Origin of the sequence: Pseudomonas sp. Leaf127, from assembly GCF_001423155.1 — a bacterium.
Classification (GTDB): Bacteria; Pseudomonadota; Gammaproteobacteria; order Pseudomonadales; family Pseudomonadaceae; genus Aquipseudomonas; species Aquipseudomonas ovata.
In genome coordinates this window covers 125,112-143,708 of record NZ_LMOA01000002.1, presented here as the reverse complement: position 1 = coordinate 143,708, position 18,597 = coordinate 125,112, and the positions used below count along the sequence as shown (strand labels likewise).

The following is an 18,597-nucleotide window of genomic DNA, read 5'->3' as shown; positions in this document are numbered from 1 at the left end:
AGGATTTCAACCGCGGCCAGGGCTCAATCGCCCGCGGCACTGCCCTCCCGGCGCGGGTCGGCCGCGCCTGTCCAGCCATTGGCCGTGCGCAGGATCACTTGGGTGCCGCTGGTCATGGTCAGCGGCCTGATCTCATGACCACGCGCCTTCAATTGCCTGATCACGTCCGCGCCGACCAGGCCGGCCTCCACTTCGGTGCCGGCATTGCGGCTGCCGAAGTTGGGCAGGTTGACGGCGGCCTGCGGGTCAAGCTGCCAGTCCAGCAGGGCGATCAGGGTCTTGTTGACGTATTCGATGATCTGCGAGCCGCCGGGCGAGCCGACCGTGGCCAACAGTTCGCCGCTGGCCCTGTCGAACACCAGCGTCGGCGCCATCGACGACAGCGGGCGCTTGCCGGGCTGCACGCGATTGGCCACCGGCTTGCCGTCTTCACGCGGGATGAACGAGAAATCGGTCAACTGGTTGTTCAGCAAAAAGCCATTGACCATGAGGTGCGACCCGAAGCTGGCTTCCACCGAGGTGGTCATGGCAATGGCACCGCCCTGGTCATCGACCGCCGTCAGGTGCGAGGTCGAGGTCCGCAAGGGCGAGCGGTCCGCTGCCAGCGCCACCTTCGGGCCCGGCGGTATGCCTGCCTGGGCGCGGCCCATGCTGTGCGGGCTGATCAACGCCGCACGTGCGGCCAGGTAGCCGGGGTCCAGCAGCCCTTGTACGTTGACCGGCACGAAATCGCTGTCGGCCAGGTACAGGGTGCGGTCGGCAAACGCCAGGCGCTGCGCCTCGGCCAGCAGGTGCACCGCCTCGACGGCAGGCGCTTGACCGGCCGGCGACTGGCTGGCAGTCGGCGCCATGGCGGCCAGATCAAGCTGTGGCGACTGGCGCTGCAAGGCCTCCAGCATCCCCAGCGTCTGCAACACCGCCACGCCCCCCGAAGACGGCGGCGGCATGCCGCAGACCTTCCAGCGCTTGTAGTCGGCGCACACCGGGGTGCGCTCTTTGGCCTTATAGGACGCAAGGTCGGCAAGGCTCAGCGAGCCCGGATTGCGATGATGGTTGACCTTGTCGACGATGGCCTGGGCCAGCGCCCCGCCATAGAACGCCTGCGGACCGTCGTTGGCGATGGTCTCTAAGGTGTCGGCCAGGGCCGGGTTCTGCAGCAGGCTGCCCACCGGTTTGGCGGTGCCGTCGGCGTCGAGAAAGTAGCGTGCCATCTCGGGTGAGTCCTTGATGAAGTCGCTGGCGGCCACTTGCGCCTGCAAGCGCGGCGACAGCGCAAACCCTTCCCGGCTCAGGCGGATGGCCGGCTCGAACAGATCGCGCCAGGGCAGCTTGCCGTGTTGCTCATGCGCCAGTTTCAAGGCTCGCAACACACCGGGCACGCCCACCGAGCGCCCGCCGATGCGCGCCGGGTTGAACGCCATGGGCGTGCCATCGGCCTTCAGGAACAGGTTTTCATCCGCGCCGGCGGGGGCGGTTTCCCGGCCGTCGAAGGCTTGCACCCGCTGGCCGTCCCAGTACATCAGGAACGCACCGCCGCCAATGCCGCTCGATTGCGGCTCGACCAGAGTCAGCACCGCCTGCATGGCCACCGCCGCATCAATGGCGCTGCCGCCAGCGCGCAGCATCTGCTGGCCGGCGGCAGTGGCCAGCGGGTTGGCAGCGGCGGCCATGTGTTTCGAGGCCTGCACGGCCGTCATGCCCGGCCGGTAGCCGGTGGCGATTTCAGGCGGCAAGGGCAAGGCGTCGGGGCTGTGGTCATCCGCCAGGGCGCAGGGCAAGGTCACTATCGCCATCAGCGGTGCGAAAACACGGGCAAGCCGAACAGTGAACAACATACAGTTCCTAATGCAGTGACAGCGGCTGCCTGGGCGGCAGCGCCGACGTGGATCATCCAGACGGGCGCAAGCCCACCCTACCCAGTCCATTGCAAAAGACCAAGCCGGCGCCTTGCCGCATCCATGACAGTTACATGACACCGTGGGCCCGCGCCTGTCATCGCAGCACCAGGAATGTTCTAATCCTCACCCTCTTTCCTGATCGGAGCCCTGTGGCCGCAATGGAGATTCAAACCCTGACGCTGCGCCTGCAATCCTTGTGGGACATGCTCGACAAGCACCCCTTGATCCACACCGGCCTGTCGCTGGCCCTGCTGTTGATCACCGCCTTGCTGGTGGGGCGCCTGGCGCGGTTCATGCTGATCTACAGCATGAAGGCACTGGGCCGCAAACCGGCACTGCAATGGATTGCCGACCTGCGCCACAACAAGGTCTTCCATCGCCTGGCGCAGATGATGCCGTCGCTGGTGATCCAGTTCGGCCTGGTGCTGGTGCCGGGGTTGAGCGCTGCCGGCAGGAACGTGATCGGCAATATCGCCCTGGCGTTCACCATCCTGTTCATGACCCTGGCCATCGGCGCGTCGCTCAATGCCCTGCTGGACATCTACGCCCGCACCGTGCATGCCCGCACCCGCTCGATCAAGGGCTATGTGCAACTGGCCAAGATGATTCTGTATATCTTCGCCACGATCATCATCATCGCCACCCTGATCGACCGCTCGCCGCTGCTGTTGCTGTCGGGTCTGGGTGCCATGTCGGCGGTGATCCTGTTGGTCTACAAGGACACCCTGCTGTCGTTCGTGGCCAGCGTGCAACTGACCAGCAACGACATGCTGCGCGTCGGCGACTGGATCGAGGTGCCGCAGGTAGGGGCCGACGGCGATGTAGTCGACATTACCCTGCACACCGTCAAGGTGCAGAACTTCGACAAGACCATCGTCTCGATCCCGACCTGGCGCCTGATGTCCGAGTCGTTTCGCAACTACCGCGGCATGCAGCAATCGGGCGGACGGCGCATCAAGCGCAGCCTGTTCATCGACACCAGCGGCATTCGCTTTCTCGATGATGAAGAGGAAGAGAAATTCTCCGGCGTGCGCCTGCTCACCGACTACATGGCACGCAAGCAGGCCGAGCTCAAGGCCTGGAACCACGCCCAGGGCAATGTCTCGACCCTGTCGGCCAACCGCCGGCGCATGACCAACATCGGCACCTTCCGCGCCTATGCCCTGGCCTACCTGAAAAACCACCCCGAAGTGCACCAGGACATGACCTGCATGGTCCGCCAGATGGCTGCCACCGAACACGGCGTGCCGCTGGAAATCTACTGCTTCAGCCGCACCATCGTGTGGGCCGATTATGAGCGGATCCAGGGCGATATCTTCGACTACCTGCTGGCGGTGCTGCCGGAGTTCGGCCTGAGCCTGTATCAACAACCCAGCGGCGCCGACATGCGCCAGGGCCTGGCCGGGCGCGAACCGGCGGCGGGTGCGCTGGCGTTGCCGGGACCGGCGGTGGGGGCAGAACCGGCAGCCGAGGCGCCGCACCTGGTGCGTAATGCTTGAATCCGCAAAAAACGGATTGGCCAGGCGCGCGGGAGTCAGGTGCCACAGATCCTGAAGCGGAACGTCTGGATTGCGGTCTCAAGCGTCATCCGGGCAGTGTGCCTCAGTAAGCACTGCTCCAGTGTCTCAAGGGCGGCGTGGTGGTTGCGCACGGCAAGTCGCTGACATACATGCCTTTGGACGGATTCCAGCCACGTTTCATGATCACCACCGGCTCCCTGGAGAATTCCTCCGACTTCACATGGCGAATGAAATACTCACGGTGCCCTGCCGGGTCAGGGCACGACTTGGCCACCACCAGGGTCAGGTTGCTGCTGTAACCGACCTTGAAGGTCTGTTCGCCATCGTCGCCGACTTCGCCTTTGAAAATATTGATGCGCTTGTACTTCGCACAGTTTCCACCCATCAGGCTGATGCAGAAAAACCGCTCGCCCACGTTAAGGTTCTGGGTCACCTGGGCCACGGTGCCGGGAATCGGCCGGCCGTCGTCGTCCACGACGCGCAGGGTGATATCGAGGGGTTCGATGGCTTGCCGGCGGGCCTCCCTCATTTCACCGATGCACCCTGACAGGGACAACCCTACTGTTGCACAGGCAACGGTGTACACCATGGCTTTGAGTTTGATGGCCTGACTCCTGATGGTCTGAAAGTGCTGTCCTTGAGGGTGTGATGGAGTGCGCACGCGGGGGTTGGTTCCGGCGCCTGTCACCTTTTGCTCAGGCAAAGCGTTTGCGAAACCCGGCCGGGCTTGCTGGCAAGCTCACTCGGACGCCTGGCCATCAGAAAAAGTCGTCCCACTCCTGCAGCGGCGTTTCCTGGAAATGACACGGCATGCTGGTCACGGACGTTTCCTTGTCCGGGTCCTGGCCATAGCCCAGGATCAGGACCTGCCCTCTGGAAAAATCCTCTCGCGAAACCACGCGATGAAAATACTGCCGGTTCGATTTGGGGCTGTTGTCGCGACAGGCAGTGGCCACGCGGATGATCAAGGGACTGGCGTATTCGACGGTCACGCTCTGTTCGCCGTTGTCACCGACCTTGCCCTTGAAGATATGAATATTCTTGTATTTGGTGCAGCCTCTTGCGCCCGGCAGGCTCAGGCAGAACAGCTCGGTGCCCACGTCCAGTTGCTGGATCACCTTGGCCACGGTGCCGGGAATGGGCCGGCCCTGCTGGTCTACCACCCGGAAGGTGACCTGCACCGGATCGATGGCCTGCTGATGGGCCAGCCGGATTTCATTGATGCAGCCGGACAGGAACAGCCCCGCGATCGAGCAGACGGCAACGCACAGCACAGTCTTGAATTTGATGGTCCTGCTCCTTGCTGGATGAAAGGTGATATCCCACAGCGGGTGATGGCGTCTGCGTGCGCGGATGGGTTCCAGTGCTCAGGCGGGTTCCGTACGGCATTGACGCATACCTGTGCGAGCAATGCGCGAGAACGACCCAGGCATTTCACGACCATTCGTCGTGCGCATGGCACCCCACGGACACAGGGTGGCCGAATCCTAGGTGATAACAAAAGGAGGTTCACCATGAAAATGATTCGTCCTCAACAACTGGCCCTGGTGTTATGCCTGGGCGTTTTTACCCCGATGAGCTTTGCTGCCACTGACATGAACGGCACTGGCACCGGTACGGGCACCGGGTCTTCAGGCAGCATGGACAGCCCGAGCACTGGCTCGCAGGGCACACTCAACCCCGGCTCGACCACCGATAATGGCGGCAACACCGACGGCACCAGCAGTGGCAGCAACAGCACCGGGACCGGCGCGGGCAACGCGACCGATGCCGGCAAGGCAGGTCCCGGTGGCGCGACCGGTGCCGGTGGTGCACCCAATGGCGGGGCCGGCGGGGCCAGCGGCGGTGCTGCGGGCGGTGGTGGCTCCGGCGGCGGCGCAGGTTCGGGTGGCGGCGCAGGCGGTGCCGGCGGCGGTGGTTCGGCCGGCGGGGGCTGATTACAGGCGCAACATCCCACGTCGCACGCAAGGTGATGCCAACCGGCCTTGGGCCGGCATCACCTTGACCTCACTGTCCAGAGCATTTCGCACACGCGCCTCGATGAAATATCCCGCTGTTCACTTCTGCCGCAGAATTGCCTCCAGCAACCCCGGAAACCGCTCGCTCAACTCAGCCTTGCGCAATGAATTCATGTGCGTGGTGCCGATATTGCGCGTGTGCACCAGGCCGGCATCACGCAATACCCGGAAATGATGCGACATGCTGGATTTGGGCCGGCCGCCGTCCAGTTCGCCACAGCTGGCTTCGTCGACACGGGCGAGGTGGCGAACGATGTCCATGCGCACTGGATCGCTCAGGGCGTAGAGCAGGCGTTCGAGGACAAAGTCCTGAATGGCGGGGTGTTTGAAGGTTCTCATGGGCGACATGATAACGGGGGGGTTCAATCTTCGCCATATTTCGAATACTATCGAACAACAGAACCAACCCGCCTCCCGGAGTTTTTGCATGTCCGCATTATTCGAACCCTTCAAGCTCAAAGACGTGACCTTGCGCAATCGCATCGCCATTCCGCCGATGTGCCAGTACAGCGCTGAAGAAGGCGTGGTCAATGATTGGCACCATGTGCACCTGGCCAGCATGGCCCGCGGTGGCGCAGGCCTGGTGGTCGTGGAAGCGACAGCCGTGGCGCCTGAAGGCCGCATCACTCCCGGTTGCGCTGGCATCTGGACCGACGCGCAGGCCCAGGCGTTCATCCCGGCGGTCAAGGCCATCAAGGCGGCCGGCTCGGTGCCGGGCATCCAGATTGCTCACGCCGGCCGCAAGGCCAGCGCCCATCGCCCTTGGGAAGGCGATGATCATATTGCCGACACCGATCCACGCGGCTGGCAGACCATTGCCCCTTCGGCCATCGCTTTCGGCCACCACCTGCCGAAGGTGCCGCGCGCCATGACCCTGGACGACATCGCCCAGGTCAAGCAGGACTTCGTCGATGCCGCCCGTCGCGCCCGCGACGTGGGTTTTGAATGGATCGAGCTGCACTTCGCCCACGGTTACCTGGGACAAAGCTTTTTCTCTGAGCACAGCAACCAGCGCACGGATGCCTACGGCGGCAGCTTCGACAACCGCAGTCGTTTCCTGCTGGAAACCCTGGCCGCCGTGCGTGAAGTCTGGCCGGAAAACCTGCCGCTGACCGCCCGTTTCGGCGTCATCGAATACGATGGCCGTGACGAGCAGACCCTTGCCGAGTCCATTGAACTGGCGCGGCGCTTCAAGGCCGGCGGCCTGGACCTGCTCAGTGTCAGCGTCGGTTTCACCATCGCTGAAACCAACATCCCGTGGGGTCCTGCGTTCATGGGCCCGGTGGCCGAGCGAGTACGTCGTGAAGCCGGTATTGCGGTGACCTCGGCCTGGGGCTTCGGTACGCCGCAACTGGCCAATGAAGCCGTGCAGGCCGGCCAGCTCGACCTGGTGTCGGTAGGCCGGGCGCACCTGGCCGACCCGCACTGGGCCTACTTTGCGGCCAAGGAGCTGGGTGTCGACAAAGCCTCCTGGACCCTGCCGGCGCCTTACGCGCACTGGCTGGAACGCTATCGCTGAGTGCGTCTGCCCTCGCCTGCCTGATCAGGACAGCCGCGACGCCACTGGCGCGCGGCGCATCCCCAGACGGCTGATCCACACCGACGCAACAATGACGGTGCCGCCGATCAACAGCCGGGTGTAGTCCTCGTGGCCGTTCCAGATCAACAGGTTCACCAGCAGCCCCAGCGGCACATGCAGGTTGTTCATCACCGCCAGGGTGCCGCCGTGCACCAGGCACGCGCCCTTGTTCCACCAATACATCCCCAGCGCGGTGGAACACAGGCCCAGAAACACCAGCACCAACCATTGCTGGGGTGCAGCCGGCAGGTGACTGAAGTTGCCGAACGCCAGGCACGCCGGCAGCACCACCGCCAACGCCCCGAGATAGAAATAGCCGAAACGCCGGTAATGCGGCAGGTCGCTGGGGTAGCGTGCTACCAGATGCTTGTACAGCACCTGCCCGGCCGCATAGGTGAAGTTGGCCAGTTGCAGCAGCAAAAAGCCGCCCAGGTAATCGCCGTCCAGCCCGTCGTAGCGAATCACCCCCGCCCCCAGCACCGCCACCGCCGCCGCCAGTAATGCCCAGGGATTGAAGCGACGATTCATCGCGTCTTCGATCAGGGTCACGTGCAGCGGCGTCAGGATGGTGAACAGCAGCACCTCCGGCACCGTCAGCACCCGGAAGCTCAGGTACAGGCACACGTAGGTGATGCCAAACTGCAAGGCGCCGATCAGCAGCATGCCGCGCATGAAACCGGGTTCCACCTGGCGCCAGCGCGTCAGCGGAATGAACACCAGCCCGGCCAGCAGCACGCGGATCAGCACGGCAATGTAGCTGTCGACATGCCCGGCCAGGTAGACGCCGATCAGGCTGAAGGAAAACGCCTGGATCAGCGTGACGATAAGTAGATAGATCATGATTGCCCCCGGATGAACGGACGCGACCTTAGCGGCTGGGCAACAGGCTGTCCATGAAACCTCGCCTCGGCCTTGGCCTGCTGACCTGTGGGAGAGGTTCCAACCGCGAAGGGCACAACGCCATTCCCGGCTGAAGCCCATCAAGCCTAACCAGACCTGCAGCCCCCCTCAAAAGAAAAAGCCCGAGCAACCACCATCACTGGGGTCGATCGGGCCACGTACCCAGGAGCACAGGTACCAAAGGGAAGTCGTTGCGGTCAATCAGGGATTCATCACGCCACTTCGGCCACGCGGGCCAGGGCCTGGCTCAGGCCTTTTTCGCTGAACTCGCCGCCCATGTTCAGGCCTTCGGCATGGATGAAGGTGACGTCATGGATGCCGACGAACCCCAGCACCTGACGCAGGTAGGGTTCCTGGTGGTCCAGGCTGCTGCCGGTGTACAGGCCGCCGCGGGCGGTAAGGACAAAGGCGCGCTTGTCGGTCAGCAGGCCTTGCGGGCCGGTCTCGCCGTATTTGAAGGTCACGCCGGCCCGCAGCACATGGTCCAGCCAGGCCTTGAGGGTGCTGGGGATGGCGAAGTTGTACATGGGTGCGGCCAGGACCACGACGTCGGCGGCCAGCAGTTCGTCGGTCAGTACATTGGAGCGCTCCAGGGCGGCCTGTTCAGTGTCGCTGCGTTGATCCTCAGGCTTCATCCAGCCGCCCAGCAGGGTGGCGTCCAGGTGCGGAACCGGGTTAACGGCCAGGTCGCGCACGGTGATGGCGTCGGCTGGATGGCTGGCCTTCCACTGCTCGATGAACTGCCGGGTCAGCTGGCGGGACACCGAATCCTGTTGGCGGGCGCTGCTTTCGATGATCAGTACACGGGACATGTGAAGGGCTCCATTTGCATAAGTGTCGAGTTGATGGAGTGGATCTTAAGCAGGGATTGATCGATAAAAAAGCTTAAAAACCGGCTCAAACCTATCGAACAATCCGTTCTATTGATCTACCCTTCTGCAGCCGGCTCACAGTCCAGCCTGACCCGCAGCTTGATGATGCTGCGGGAAAACTTTGACACCACGTTCACGCTTTGCCCGGCCTTGACCTGCACCCGTCGGGTGCGTGGCGCTTCCGGGCCGTTATTGAATTGCACCGTGCAGCGCGCATCGACCTGGCCGTAGTTGTTCAGGGTGATCGTACCGGTGTCGTCAAAGGTGGCGTGGCGGGTGTAGTCGATCTGCACACCCGGTGTGCTTTTCTGCACCTCGATCGGGTACGCCAGGGCGGTGACCGGCAACAGCGCCAGCCATATACAACAGAATCGGTTCATCGGGCAGTCTCCAGGCGAGATGTCTGAACTGGACGATAGACACTCCCGGAGATTGCGTCGATGAAAGCCCCCCGTGTCACCCTCGATCAATGGCGCACCCTGCAAGCGGTGGTCGACCACGGTGGTTTTGCCCAGGCCGCCGAAGCCATGCACCGCTCGCAGTCATCGGTGAGCTACACCGTGGCGCGCATGCAGGAGCAACTCGGCGTGCCGCTGTTGCGCATCGACGGTCGCAAGGCGGTGCTCACCGACGCCGGCGGGGTGTTGCTGCGCCGCTCGCGGCAACTGGTCAAGCAGGCCAGCCAGCTCGAAGACCTGGCCCATTACATGGAACAGGGCTGGGAGGCCGAGGTGCGCCTGGTGGTGGACGCCGCCTACCCTACGGCGCGCATTGTCCGTGCGCTGACCGCTTTCATGCCGCAGAGCCGTGGTTGCCGGGTACGCCTGCGCGAGGAGGTGCTGTCCGGCGTCGAGGAAGTGCTGCTTGAAGGCGTGGCCGACCTGGCGATCAGCAGTTTCAGCATTGCCGGGCACCTGGGCACGGAAATGAGCCCGGTGGAGTTCGTCGCCGTGGCCCACCCCGAGCATGCCCTGCATCAGGCCAACCGCGAACTGACCTTCCAGGACCTGGAGTCGCAGTTGCAGGTGGTGATCCGCGATTCGGGCCGCCAGCAACCCAAGGATGTCGGCTGGCTGGGCGCCGAGCAGCGCTGGACCGTGGGCAGCCTGGGCACTGCCGCCACCTTCGTCAGCAGCGGCCTGGGCTTTGCCTGGCTACCCCGGCACATGATCGAACGCGAGCTGCGTGAAGGGGTGCTCAAGCCCTTGCCGCTCGATAAAGGCGGCACCCGCAGCCCGACCTTCTATCTTTACTCCAGCAAGGACAAACCACTGGGTCCGGCGACGCAGATCCTGATCGAACTGATCCGCACCTTCGACACCGCGCCGCTGGCCGCGCCGTTTGCGGCACCACCGCAAGCCTGACAGGAGATGGACGCATGGCTTTTTTCGAACATGACGGCTGTTCGCTGCACTACGAAGACTATGGCCAGGGCGCCCCGCTGTTGCTGCTGCACGGTCTGGGCTCCAGCGGCCTGGATTGGGAATACCAGGTCCCGGCGTTCAGGGCCGCCGGCTACCGGGTCATCACCCTGGACCTGCGCGGCCATGGCCGCTCGGACAAACCGCGCGAGCGCTACAGCATGCGGATGTTCAGCGCCGATGTCGAAGCGCTGATCGACCACCTGCACCTGGGACCGGTGCACCTGGTCGGCCTGTCGATGGGCGCCATGGTCGGCTTTCAACTGGCGGTCGATCAACCGCACCTGCTCAAGAGCCTGTGCATCGTCAACAGCGGGCCGCAGGTCAAGGTGCGTGGCGCCAACGATGTGTGGCAATGGTTCAAGCGCTGGAGCCTGGCCCGGGTCATGAGCATGCAGACCCTGGGGCAGGCCCTGGGCAAATTATTGTTTCCGCAACCCGGGCAGGCCGACCTGCGGCGCAAGATCGCCGAGCGCTGGGCGCGTAATGACAAACGCGCGTACCTCGCCAGTTTCGATGCCATTGTCGGCTGGAGCGTGCAGGAGCGGCTGTCACGCATCACCTGCCCGGTGCTGGTGATCAGTGCCGACCGCGACTACACCCCGGTGGCGGTCAAGCAGGCCTACGTGAAACTGATGTCTGATGCGCGCCTGGTGGTCATCGACCACTCCCGGCATGCCACCCCGCTCGACCAGCCCGAAGCCTTCAACCGCACCGTACTTGAATTCATCGCCGCACACAGGGTCTGACACATCCCGTCGACTGCATCGGGCTGGGCAAGCCGGGCCAAACGTGATTTGCTTGCCGGCCAGTCGATACCACCACTGAAGGATTCACTGCCCCATGTTCAAGACCCTCGCCCTTGCCAGCACCCTGTTGTTCTCGGCCCACCTGATGGCCGCCGAGCCTGCCAAGGGCACGCATGTCGTGCTCGACACCAGCTTCGGCCAGATCGAACTGGAACTGGCCGATGACAAGGCGCCGATCAGCACCCAGAACTTTCTCGGCTATGTCGACAGCGGGTTCTACAAGAACACGATCTTCCACCGCGTGATCCCGGGCTTCATGGTCCAGGGCGGCGGCTTTACCCAGAACATGGACCAGAAGCCCACCAAGGATGCGATCAAGAACGAAGCCGCCAACGGCCTGAAGAACGTGCGCGGCACCATTGCCATGGCCCGCACCTCGGCGGTGAACTCAGCCACCAGCCAGTTCTTCATCAACACCAACGACAACGCCATGCTCGACAACGGCGTGCGTGACTACGGTTACGCCGTGTTCGGCAAGGTGACCAAGGGCATGGACGTGGTCGACCAGATCGTCAATGCCAGCACCAAGACCCAGAAAGGCATGCAGAACGTGCCTGTCGACCCGATCCTGATCAAGTCCGCCAAACGCGTGGACTGATCGGGGCCGGCCAGCCCTGCGGCCTTCGCCGGGCTGGCCGACGGGAACCTTTCCCACCCCCTGCAAGAGCGTCATACGCATGCTTTTTCGTCGTTTCGAGCGGTTGATCGACATTTTCCGCGACGCGCCCGGTGCTGCACCGCCCAATCGGGTCCTGCCCTTCTATCTGCATTACCTGCGCCAGGTGTGGCCCTGCTTTGTGACCTTGATGGTGGTCGGCCTGATCGTGGCGCTGATCGAGGTCGCGCTGTTCAGCTACCTGAGCCGCATCATCGACCTGGCGCAAGTCACCCCGCCGGCCGAGTTTTTCAGCACGCATAAAACCGAGCTGATCTGGATGGTGGTGGTCACCCTGCTGCTGCGCCCGATCTTCGTCGGCCTGCACGACCTGCTGGTGCACCAGACCATCGCCCCCGGCATGACCAGCCTGATTCGCTGGCAGAGCCACCGCTATGTGCTCAAGCAGAGCCTCAACTTTTTCCAGAGCGATTTTGCCGGGCGCATTGCCCAGCGCATCATGCAGACCGGCAATTCGCTGCGTGAGTCGGCCGTACAGGCGATGGATGCCCTGTGGCATGTGCTGATCTATTCGGTCAGCGCCCTGGTGCTGTTCGCCGAGGCCGACTGGCGGCTGGTGATCCCGCTGGTGGCGTGGATCGGTGCCTATATCCTGACGCTCATGTACTTCGTGCCACGGGTCAAGCAACGCTCGGTGGACGCCTCCGATGCGCGCTCGCGGCTGATGGGCAGGATCGTCGACGGCTACACCAACATCATCACCCTCAAGCTGTTCGCTCATACCAACCATGAACAGCAGTACGCCCGCGAGGCCATCACCGAGCAGACCGAGAAGACCCAACTGGCCGGGCGTGTGGTGACGGCCATGGATGTGGTGGTCACCAGCATGAACGGCCTGCTGATCGTCGGCACCACGGGCCTTGCGCTGTGGCTGTGGACCCAGTCGCTGATTTCGATGGGTGCCATTGCCCTGGCCACGGGCCTGGTGATCCGCATCGTCAACATGTCGGGCTGGATCATGTGGGTGGTCAACGGTATCTTCGAAAACATCGGCACCGTGCAGGACGGCCTGCAGAGCATCGCCCAGCCAGTGGCGGTCACCGACCGGCCCGACGCCCAGGCACTGGCCATCACCCAGGGCGGCGTGACGTTCGACAAGGTGAATTTTCACTACGGCAATGACCGGGGCATCATCCAGCACCTGGACCTCGACATTCGCCCCGGCGAGAAGATCGGCCTGATCGGCCCGTCCGGTGCCGGCAAGTCGACCCTGGTCAACCTGCTGCTGCGCCTGTACGACGTACAGGGCGGGCGCATCCTGATCGACGGCCAGGATGTGTCTGGCGTCACCCAGGAAAGCCTGCGCGCGCAGATCGGCATGATCACCCAGGACACCTCGCTGCTGCACCGCTCGATCCGTGACAACCTGCTGTATGGCAACCCCGGCGCCAGCGAGGCGCAGCTGTGGGAGGCGGTGCACCGTGCCAAGGCCGATGAGTTCATCCCGCTGTTGTCGGACGCCGAGGGTCGCACCGGCTTCGATGCGCATGTCGGCGAGCGCGGGGTCAAGCTGTCGGGCGGCCAGCGCCAGCGCATCGCGATCACCCGGGTGCTGCTCAAGGATGCGCCGATCCTGATCATGGACGAGGCCACCTCGGCGCTGGACTCGGAGGTCGAGGCCGCGATTCAGGAAAGCCTGGAGACCCTCATGCAAGGCAAGACCGTGATCGCCATCGCCCACCGCCTGTCGACCATCGCGCGCATGGACCGGCTGGTGGTGCTGGACAAAGGCCGCATCGTCGAAATGGGCAGCCACAGCGAACTGCTGGCCCACGGCGGGCTGTATGCACGGCTGTGGCAGCACCAGACCGGCGGTTTTGTGGGGGTGGATTGATTTGGCACGATGGCTACAACGCTACGTGAGCGCTGTTCGCCACCGAAGCAGCGCCTATCAACACAAAATAACTTACTGATTTCAAAGGATTTAAAATTCACGCCCTGTAGGAGCCCGCTTGCCGGCGACCGGCTGCGTTAGCAGTCGTAAAATTGTGGCGTTTASSAGATTTTGCGAGCGCTGCGCACTCGGTCGCGGTGGTCCGGCATTCCGGCAGAGCCCACCCGGTATCACTGACACCACCCCAAGGCGGAGCACTGTCGCGCAGCAAACATGGGGCCAGGTAGGAGCCCGCTTGCCGGCGACCGGCTGCGCAGCAGTCGTAAATTTGTGGCGTTTCGCAGACTTTTGCGAGCGCTGCGCACTCGGTCGCGGGCGAGCGCGCTCCTACAAAATGAATTTTATATCCAGTTAAATCAGTAACTTATTTTGTGTATGAAGGAGAACGCGCCAGCCCCCTGCTTGGTGATTACTGGCAACCCTGAGTGATCGGCTCACGGCGAAAGCTCTCAGGCGCTTCGCCTGTGCGGGTGTCGGTGATGCTCACCCTGCACGTGTCCGGCTCCAACCTCTGGCGAATCTGATAGGTGACGCCTTGGGAAGGCACGAAGCTTCCTATGTTGAGGCAGAGAACGTTGGAGCGGTGTCCATCCGTTTTTTTGAGGCTTCCCGAAGTGATCGTCCCCCACGAATATGCGCCGATCCGGTTCAAGCAAAAAGCGTTTGGTTTCCTCATCGGTTCGAACGCCTAGAACGCCTGTTTCCTCAGTATCGGTACACTCGCCATCGTAGAAAGCCCAGTAATAGCCATTGAAGTAACTGTCTTGCAGTTGGCTCTCGCCTTCGACCGCGTCAAGCACAGCGTGAGCTGATAATGCCCGGCGACACAGCCTGTCATCCCGACCGCAACCAGAGCGATCCCTGCCAGCTTTTTCAAAACCTCTTCCTGCCTGTACCCATTTGCCAGAGCCGGACCACAAGTCAAGCCTGCCGATACGGCAATGCCCCCCGCGCTTCTTCGGCATAGGCCAGCACGCCCACGCGCTCCTGTTCGAGAAAGTCCGCCACGGCGTCCTTGAGCCCCGGGTGCAGCAGGTAGTGCCAGGAATGGGTGATCTGGGGCTCGAAACCGCGAATCAGCTTGTGCTCACCCTGGGCGCCGGCGTCGAAGCGTTGCAGGCCGTGGGCGATGGCGTAGTCCATGCCCTGGTAGAAACAGGTTTCGAAGTGCAGCCGGTCGTACTCGGCCAGGCAGCCCCAATAACGCCCATAAAAACTGCCGCCGCCCACCAGGCTGAAAGCCATTGCCACCGGGCGGCTGCCCTGGCGGGCAATGACCACGCGGATCGCCTCGGGCATGCGCTCGCCCAGCAAGCTGAAGAACTCACGGGTCAGGTACGGCGCCTGGCCGCGAATTTCATAGGTGTTGCTGTAGCAGGCATAGACGAAATCCCAGAGCACCTCACTCATCTGCGCTCCGTCGAGCCAATCGAACTCGATGCCCTGCCCGGCCACCTGCTCGCGCTCCTTGCGCATCTGCTTGCGCTTGCGCGAACTCAAGGCCTCGAGAAAGTCCTGGAAGTCCCGGTAACCGCGGTTATGCCAGTGGTACTGGCAGCCATAGCGCTGCAGCCAGCCAGGCTGTTCGGCCAGCAGGGCGTCGGCGTGCGAATCGGTGAAGTTCACATGGGCGCTGGACAGGCCCTGACTGAGCAGGTAGTTCGGCAAACCCTCCAGCAGCGCCAGGCCGGCCTCCGGGGTGTGCGCCAGCACCCGCGCACCGCTGACCGGGCTGAAGGGCACGGCCACCAGCAGCTTGGGGTAATAGGCAATGCCGGCCCGGCGACAGGCATCGGCCCAGGCATGGTCGAACACGTATTCGCCATACGAATGGCCCTTGCGGTACGCCGGCAAGGCGGCAATCAACTCGCCCTGCTCGATATTCAGCACATGTTCGGCACGCCAGCCCGAACGCGGCCCCAGGCTGGCGCTGTCTTCCAGTGCGCTGAGAAAAGCATGGCGCAAAAAGGGTTGGGCATCGGGTAACAGCGCGTCCCACTGGACGGCTGTCACGGCGCTCAGGCTGTCGACGACTTGCACGGACATTCAGCTTCTCCCCCGGTGGTCAGGCAGGCCCGAGTATCACCGATCAGTCAGGTTTATACACCACCCCAATAGGCCGACCGCTCTATCTCAAGCCTCTTGAGCCTTCAAGATGAAACAGGATTGTCACGGACACGCCACTACATTGCCACTTTTTTGTAATGACTGGCAGCAATACTGGCGCCTGTTTTTAGAACCGGGGGTTACATACCCCTCTTGCAGTTATCCCGTCAGGGATGTTCAGCGGGTCGACACGAACCTGCGTACTCATCTTGGAGAGAATTATGCGTCCTGTTTCCATTCGTACTGCAGCAGCCCTGTGTGGCGGCTTCGCACTGGCCATGAGCGTACCGGCCAGCGCCGCAGTCGATGCCAAACTGCTCGACATGCTCAAGGCCAACGGCTCGATCAGCACAGCTCAACATGCCGAACTGCAAGCCGACCTGGCCAAGGAGCAGCAAGCTGCCGCTGCCACCAAGTCGTCGACGCAGAGCGATTTCGAGAAAAAAGTCGCCTGGGCAGCCAAGACCCAGATCAAGGGCGATGTGCGTATCCGCCAGGAAAACATCGACATCGACGGCGAAGCCGACAACGGTGGCCGTGACAAGGATCGCCAGCGCGTTCGTGCACGCCTGGGTGCCTACACCGAAATCAACCCGCAGGTCGACAGCGGCATCCGTATCGCCACCGGTGGCGGCAACGACGCACGCTCCACCAACCAGGACCTGGACGGCTACTTTTCGAAGAAATCGATCTGGCTGGACCTGGCCTACATCGACTACCACCCGACCGCCATCAAGGGCCTGTCGCTCATCGGCGGCAAGATGAACCAGCCGTGGGTCAGCATGGGCGACGTGATCTGGGACAGCGACATCAACCCGGAAGGTCTGGCCCTGGCCTACAAGCTGCCACTGGCCGGCAAGACCGAGCTGTTCGCCAGCGCCGGTCACTACACGCTCAAGGACAACGTCGACGGTAACGGCGTGGAATTCAAGAATGACCTGCGCCTGTACGCCGGCCAGGTGGGCGCCCGCTTTGCGCCGATCGATGACCTGAAAGTGACCCTGGGCGGTAGCGTCTACGGCTACGATAACGACAAGGACAGCACCTGCGGCGCCACCGCCAGCACCACCCCTTGCGCCCTGTCGGTCAACGGCAACACCACCACCGAGTTCCGCCTGTACGAAGGTTTTGGCCAGATCGACCTGACCGGCCTGGCCGTTCCACTGGCCTTTTATGGTCAGTACGTGGTCAACGATGAGTCCACCGACGGCCACGACACCGCCTGGCTGGCCGGTGCCAAGACCAAGGCGTTCGGGTTCAGCCTGGACTACAACTACCGCGACGTGCAGCGTAACGCCGTGGTCGGTGCCTTCACCGATTCGGACTTCGCCAACGGCACCACCGGTTCCCGTGGCCACAAGTTCAAAGTCGGTTATGAAATCGACAAGAACTTCGCCCTGGGCGCGACCTACCTGATGGCCGAAGCCGACTTCGCCAGCCGTGCCGGTCGCAACAAGGACGTCGACATCCTGCAACTGGATGCCGAGGTCAAGTTCTAAACTGCGCTACAAGGACGCTGACCCGTTCAGCGTCCGCTTCAAGAAAAGAGCTTGCAGGTATCGCTCCCCATCATCCGGCGATACCGGCAGGCTCTTTTTCATGAGCCTGCTTTTAGGGTCTGTGGATCAGCGCTTGCGCAGAATCACACAACCAATCGAATACCCGGCACCGAACGAGCTGAGCACACCCAGTGCGCCGGCTGGCAGGTCATCCTGGTACTTGTGAAACGCGATCACCGAGCCTGCCGAACTGGTGTTGGCATAGGTGTCGAGGATCACCGGCGCTTCATCGAGCGTCGCTTCGCGGCCCAGCAATTTCTTGACGATCAGGTGGTTCATGCTCAGGTTGGCCTGGTGCAGCCAGAAGCGTTGCACGTCGCTGACGTTCAAGCCGCTGTCCTGCAGATGGCTGCCCACCAGTTCGGCGACCATCGGACATACCTCACGGAACACCTTGCGGCCTTCCTGCACGAACAGCTTGTCCTGCGCATCGACGCCTTGATCAGCGGTGCGGTTGAGGAAGCCGAAATTATTGCGGATGTTATTGGAGAATTGCGTCGACAAGCGCGTGCCGAGAATCTCGAACTGATGTGCCGATGTCGCCAGGTCGGCCCGTTCGACCACCACGGCAGTGGCGGCATCGCCAAAGATGAAATGGCTGTCGCGGTCGCGGAAGTTCAGGTGAGCGGTGCAGATCTCCGGGTTGATCACCAGCACGGCACGGGCCTGGCCCAGTTGCACGCTGTTGCAGGCGGTCTGGATGCCGAAGGTGGCCGACGAACAGGCCACGTTCATGTCGAAGCCGTAGCCCTGGATGCCCAATGCTGCCTGGATCTCGATCGAGATGGCCGGGTACGCGCGCTGCAGGTTGGAGCAGGCCACGATCACGCCGTCGATGTCGGCGGCGGTCTTGCCGGCACGCAGCAGGGCCTGCTCGGCGGCGGCCACGCCCATTTCGCAGAGGATCGAGCGCTCGTCGTTGCTGCGCTCGGGCAGCGACGGCTTCATGCGCTGCGGGTCGAGGATGCCTTGCTTGTCCATCACGAAGCGGCTCTTGATGCCGGACGCCTTCTCGATGAAAGCAGCATCGGACGCGGCCTGCGCCTGAACCTCGCCACGCTCGATGGCCGCGGCGTTTTCGTGGTTGAACTGTGCGACCCAGGCATTGAAGGACTGCACCAGCTCTTCGTTGGAGATGCTCTGGGCCGGGGTATAAAGGCCGGTGCCGCTGATGACGACGTTGTGCACGGTCGTTTCTCTCTTGTTGAAGGTAGGGGCCTATAGGCCAGGCAAGGCGCAAAGTTTGACATATCGCCGCAAGCGGGTGCTATCGCAGCCCGAACACACCCGCGTGCTGTAGGAGCGCGCTTGCCCGCGACCGGCTGCGCAGCAGTCGTAAAATTTC

The 18,597-nt window shown here is 62.9% G+C and carries 17 protein-coding genes; 8 read left to right on the top strand and 9 right to left on the bottom strand.

Features of this window, described 5'->3' with window-relative positions:
• Positions 1 to 23: 23 nt before the first annotated feature.
• A complete protein-coding gene (ggt, locus tag ASF84_RS04305) occupies positions 24 to 1,793 on the bottom strand; it encodes a gamma-glutamyltransferase (protein WP_236709363.1) in 1,770 nt (589 codons plus the stop codon).
• Positions 1,794 to 2,056: 263 nt separating this feature from the next.
• Here ggt and ASF84_RS04300 point away from each other — a divergent pair, with 263 nt between their 5' ends.
• Complete coding sequence (locus ASF84_RS04300) at positions 2,057 to 3,397, top strand: mechanosensitive ion channel family protein (RefSeq protein ID WP_082481320.1); 1,341 nt, start codon at positions 2,057 to 2,059, stop codon at positions 3,395 to 3,397.
• Positions 3,398 to 3,500: 103 nt separating this feature from the next.
• Here the strand turns inward: ASF84_RS04300 and ASF84_RS04295 are convergent, their stop codons facing one another.
• Both ASF84_RS04295 and ASF84_RS04290 read right to left on the bottom strand, forming a co-directional pair.
• Complete coding sequence (locus ASF84_RS04295; protein ID WP_056835595.1) at positions 3,501 to 3,947, bottom strand: hypothetical protein; 447 nt, start codon at positions 3,945 to 3,947, stop codon at positions 3,501 to 3,503.
• A gap of 229 nt (positions 3,948 to 4,176) precedes the next feature.
• Positions 4,177 to 4,692: a hypothetical protein gene (locus tag ASF84_RS04290; RefSeq protein ID WP_056835593.1), complete on the bottom strand. Its 516-nt coding sequence runs from the start codon at positions 4,690 to 4,692 to the stop codon at positions 4,177 to 4,179.
• Positions 4,693 to 4,932: 240 nt separating this feature from the next.
• Here ASF84_RS04290 and ASF84_RS04285 point away from each other — a divergent pair, with 240 nt between their 5' ends.
• Positions 4,933 to 5,355 (top strand): hypothetical protein, encoded by a 423-nt coding sequence (locus ASF84_RS04285; RefSeq protein ID WP_056835592.1) that lies wholly within the window; start codon positions 4,933 to 4,935, stop codon positions 5,353 to 5,355.
• Positions 5,356 to 5,475: 120 nt separating this feature from the next.
• Here the strand turns inward: ASF84_RS04285 and ASF84_RS04280 are convergent, their stop codons facing one another.
• Positions 5,476 to 5,784: an ArsR/SmtB family transcription factor gene (locus tag ASF84_RS04280; RefSeq protein WP_082481318.1), complete on the bottom strand. Its 309-nt coding sequence runs from the start codon at positions 5,782 to 5,784 to the stop codon at positions 5,476 to 5,478.
• Between the two features lie 79 nt (positions 5,785 to 5,863).
• Between ASF84_RS04280 and ASF84_RS04275 the strand changes: the two genes are divergently transcribed.
• Positions 5,864 to 6,955, top strand: a complete 1,092-nt coding sequence (locus ASF84_RS04275; protein WP_056835588.1) for an NADH:flavin oxidoreductase/NADH oxidase — start codon at positions 5,864 to 5,866, stop codon at positions 6,953 to 6,955.
• Positions 6,956 to 6,979: 24 nt separating this feature from the next.
• On the opposite strand, the gene ASF84_RS04270 is transcribed toward ASF84_RS04275, so the two are convergent.
• The 3 genes from ASF84_RS04270 to ASF84_RS04260 all read right to left on the bottom strand — a co-directional run bounded on the left by ASF84_RS04270 (position 6,980) and on the right by ASF84_RS04260 (position 9,167).
• Complete coding sequence (locus ASF84_RS04270) at positions 6,980 to 7,855, bottom strand: carboxylate/amino acid/amine transporter (protein ID WP_056835586.1); 876 nt, start codon at positions 7,853 to 7,855, stop codon at positions 6,980 to 6,982.
• A gap of 272 nt (positions 7,856 to 8,127) precedes the next feature.
• Positions 8,128 to 8,727, bottom strand: a complete 600-nt coding sequence (locus ASF84_RS04265; RefSeq protein WP_056835584.1) for an FMN-dependent NADH-azoreductase — start codon at positions 8,725 to 8,727, stop codon at positions 8,128 to 8,130.
• Between the two features lie 116 nt (positions 8,728 to 8,843).
• Entirely contained in the window at positions 8,844 to 9,167 is a 324-nt protein-coding gene (locus tag ASF84_RS04260) for a hypothetical protein (RefSeq protein ID WP_056835582.1), read from the bottom strand.
• 60 nt (positions 9,168 to 9,227) lie between these two features.
• Between ASF84_RS04260 and ASF84_RS04255 the strand changes: the two genes are divergently transcribed.
• From ASF84_RS04255 to ASF84_RS04240, 4 genes are all read left to right on the top strand, one after another.
• A complete protein-coding gene (locus tag ASF84_RS04255) occupies positions 9,228 to 10,151 on the top strand; it encodes a LysR family transcriptional regulator (protein WP_056835580.1) in 924 nt (307 codons plus the stop codon).
• 14 nt (positions 10,152 to 10,165) lie between these two features.
• Complete coding sequence (locus ASF84_RS04250; protein WP_056835578.1) at positions 10,166 to 10,957, top strand: alpha/beta fold hydrolase; 792 nt, start codon at positions 10,166 to 10,168, stop codon at positions 10,955 to 10,957.
• 94 nt (positions 10,958 to 11,051) lie between these two features.
• Positions 11,052 to 11,615: a peptidylprolyl isomerase gene (locus ASF84_RS04245; protein ID WP_056835576.1), complete on the top strand. Its 564-nt coding sequence runs from the start codon at positions 11,052 to 11,054 to the stop codon at positions 11,613 to 11,615.
• 79 nt (positions 11,616 to 11,694) lie between these two features.
• Positions 11,695 to 13,527, top strand: a complete 1,833-nt coding sequence (locus ASF84_RS04240) for an ABC transporter ATP-binding protein (protein ID WP_056835574.1) — start codon at positions 11,695 to 11,697, stop codon at positions 13,525 to 13,527.
• A gap of 981 nt (positions 13,528 to 14,508) precedes the next feature.
• On the opposite strand, the gene ASF84_RS04230 is transcribed toward ASF84_RS04240, so the two are convergent.
• Positions 14,509 to 15,633, bottom strand: a complete 1,125-nt coding sequence (locus ASF84_RS04230) for a GNAT family N-acetyltransferase (protein ID WP_056835570.1) — start codon at positions 15,631 to 15,633, stop codon at positions 14,509 to 14,511.
• A 281-nt stretch (positions 15,634 to 15,914) separates the two neighbouring features.
• Here ASF84_RS04230 and ASF84_RS04225 point away from each other — a divergent pair, with 281 nt between their 5' ends.
• Complete coding sequence (locus ASF84_RS04225) at positions 15,915 to 17,192, top strand: putative porin (RefSeq protein ID WP_056835568.1); 1,278 nt, start codon at positions 15,915 to 15,917, stop codon at positions 17,190 to 17,192.
• A 126-nt stretch (positions 17,193 to 17,318) separates the two neighbouring features.
• Here ASF84_RS04225 and ASF84_RS04220 read toward each other — a convergent pair whose 3' ends face one another.
• Positions 17,319 to 18,440, bottom strand: a complete 1,122-nt coding sequence (locus ASF84_RS04220; protein WP_056835565.1) for a beta-ketoacyl-ACP synthase III — start codon at positions 18,438 to 18,440, stop codon at positions 17,319 to 17,321.
• Between the last annotated feature and the right edge of the window lie 157 nt (positions 18,441 to 18,597).

Bases quoted from the DNA above. Each gene is read 5' to 3' on its own strand.
- ggt (WP_236709363.1), bottom strand. From the start codon at position 1,793: ATGGCGATAGTGACCTTGCCCTGCGCCCTGGCGGATGACCACAGCCCC.
- ASF84_RS04300 (WP_082481320.1), top strand. From the start codon at position 2,057: ATGGAGATTCAAACCCTGACGCTGCGCCTGCAATCCTTGTGGGACATG.
- ASF84_RS04295 (WP_056835595.1), bottom strand. From the start codon at position 3,947: ATGAGGGAGGCCCGCCGGCAAGCCATCGAACCCCTCGATATCACCCTG.
- ASF84_RS04285 (WP_056835592.1), top strand. From the start codon at position 4,933: ATGAAAATGATTCGTCCTCAACAACTGGCCCTGGTGTTATGCCTGGGC.
- ASF84_RS04280 (WP_082481318.1), bottom strand. From the start codon at position 5,784: ATGTCGCCCATGAGAACCTTCAAACACCCCGCCATTCAGGACTTTGTC.
- ASF84_RS04275 (WP_056835588.1), top strand. From the start codon at position 5,864: ATGTCCGCATTATTCGAACCCTTCAAGCTCAAAGACGTGACCTTGCGC.
- ASF84_RS04270 (WP_056835586.1), bottom strand. From the start codon at position 7,855: ATGATCTATCTACTTATCGTCACGCTGATCCAGGCGTTTTCCTTCAGC.
- ASF84_RS04265 (WP_056835584.1), bottom strand. From the start codon at position 8,727: ATGTCCCGTGTACTGATCATCGAAAGCAGCGCCCGCCAACAGGATTCG.
- ASF84_RS04260 (WP_056835582.1), bottom strand. From the start codon at position 9,167: ATGAACCGATTCTGTTGTATATGGCTGGCGCTGTTGCCGGTCACCGCC.
- ASF84_RS04255 (WP_056835580.1), top strand. From the start codon at position 9,228: ATGAAAGCCCCCCGTGTCACCCTCGATCAATGGCGCACCCTGCAAGCG.
- ASF84_RS04250 (WP_056835578.1), top strand. From the start codon at position 10,166: ATGGCTTTTTTCGAACATGACGGCTGTTCGCTGCACTACGAAGACTAT.
- ASF84_RS04245 (WP_056835576.1), top strand. From the start codon at position 11,052: ATGTTCAAGACCCTCGCCCTTGCCAGCACCCTGTTGTTCTCGGCCCAC.
- ASF84_RS04240 (WP_056835574.1), top strand. From the start codon at position 11,695: ATGCTTTTTCGTCGTTTCGAGCGGTTGATCGACATTTTCCGCGACGCG.
- ASF84_RS04230 (WP_056835570.1), bottom strand. From the start codon at position 15,633: ATGTCCGTGCAAGTCGTCGACAGCCTGAGCGCCGTGACAGCCGTCCAG.
- ASF84_RS04225 (WP_056835568.1), top strand. From the start codon at position 15,915: ATGCGTCCTGTTTCCATTCGTACTGCAGCAGCCCTGTGTGGCGGCTTC.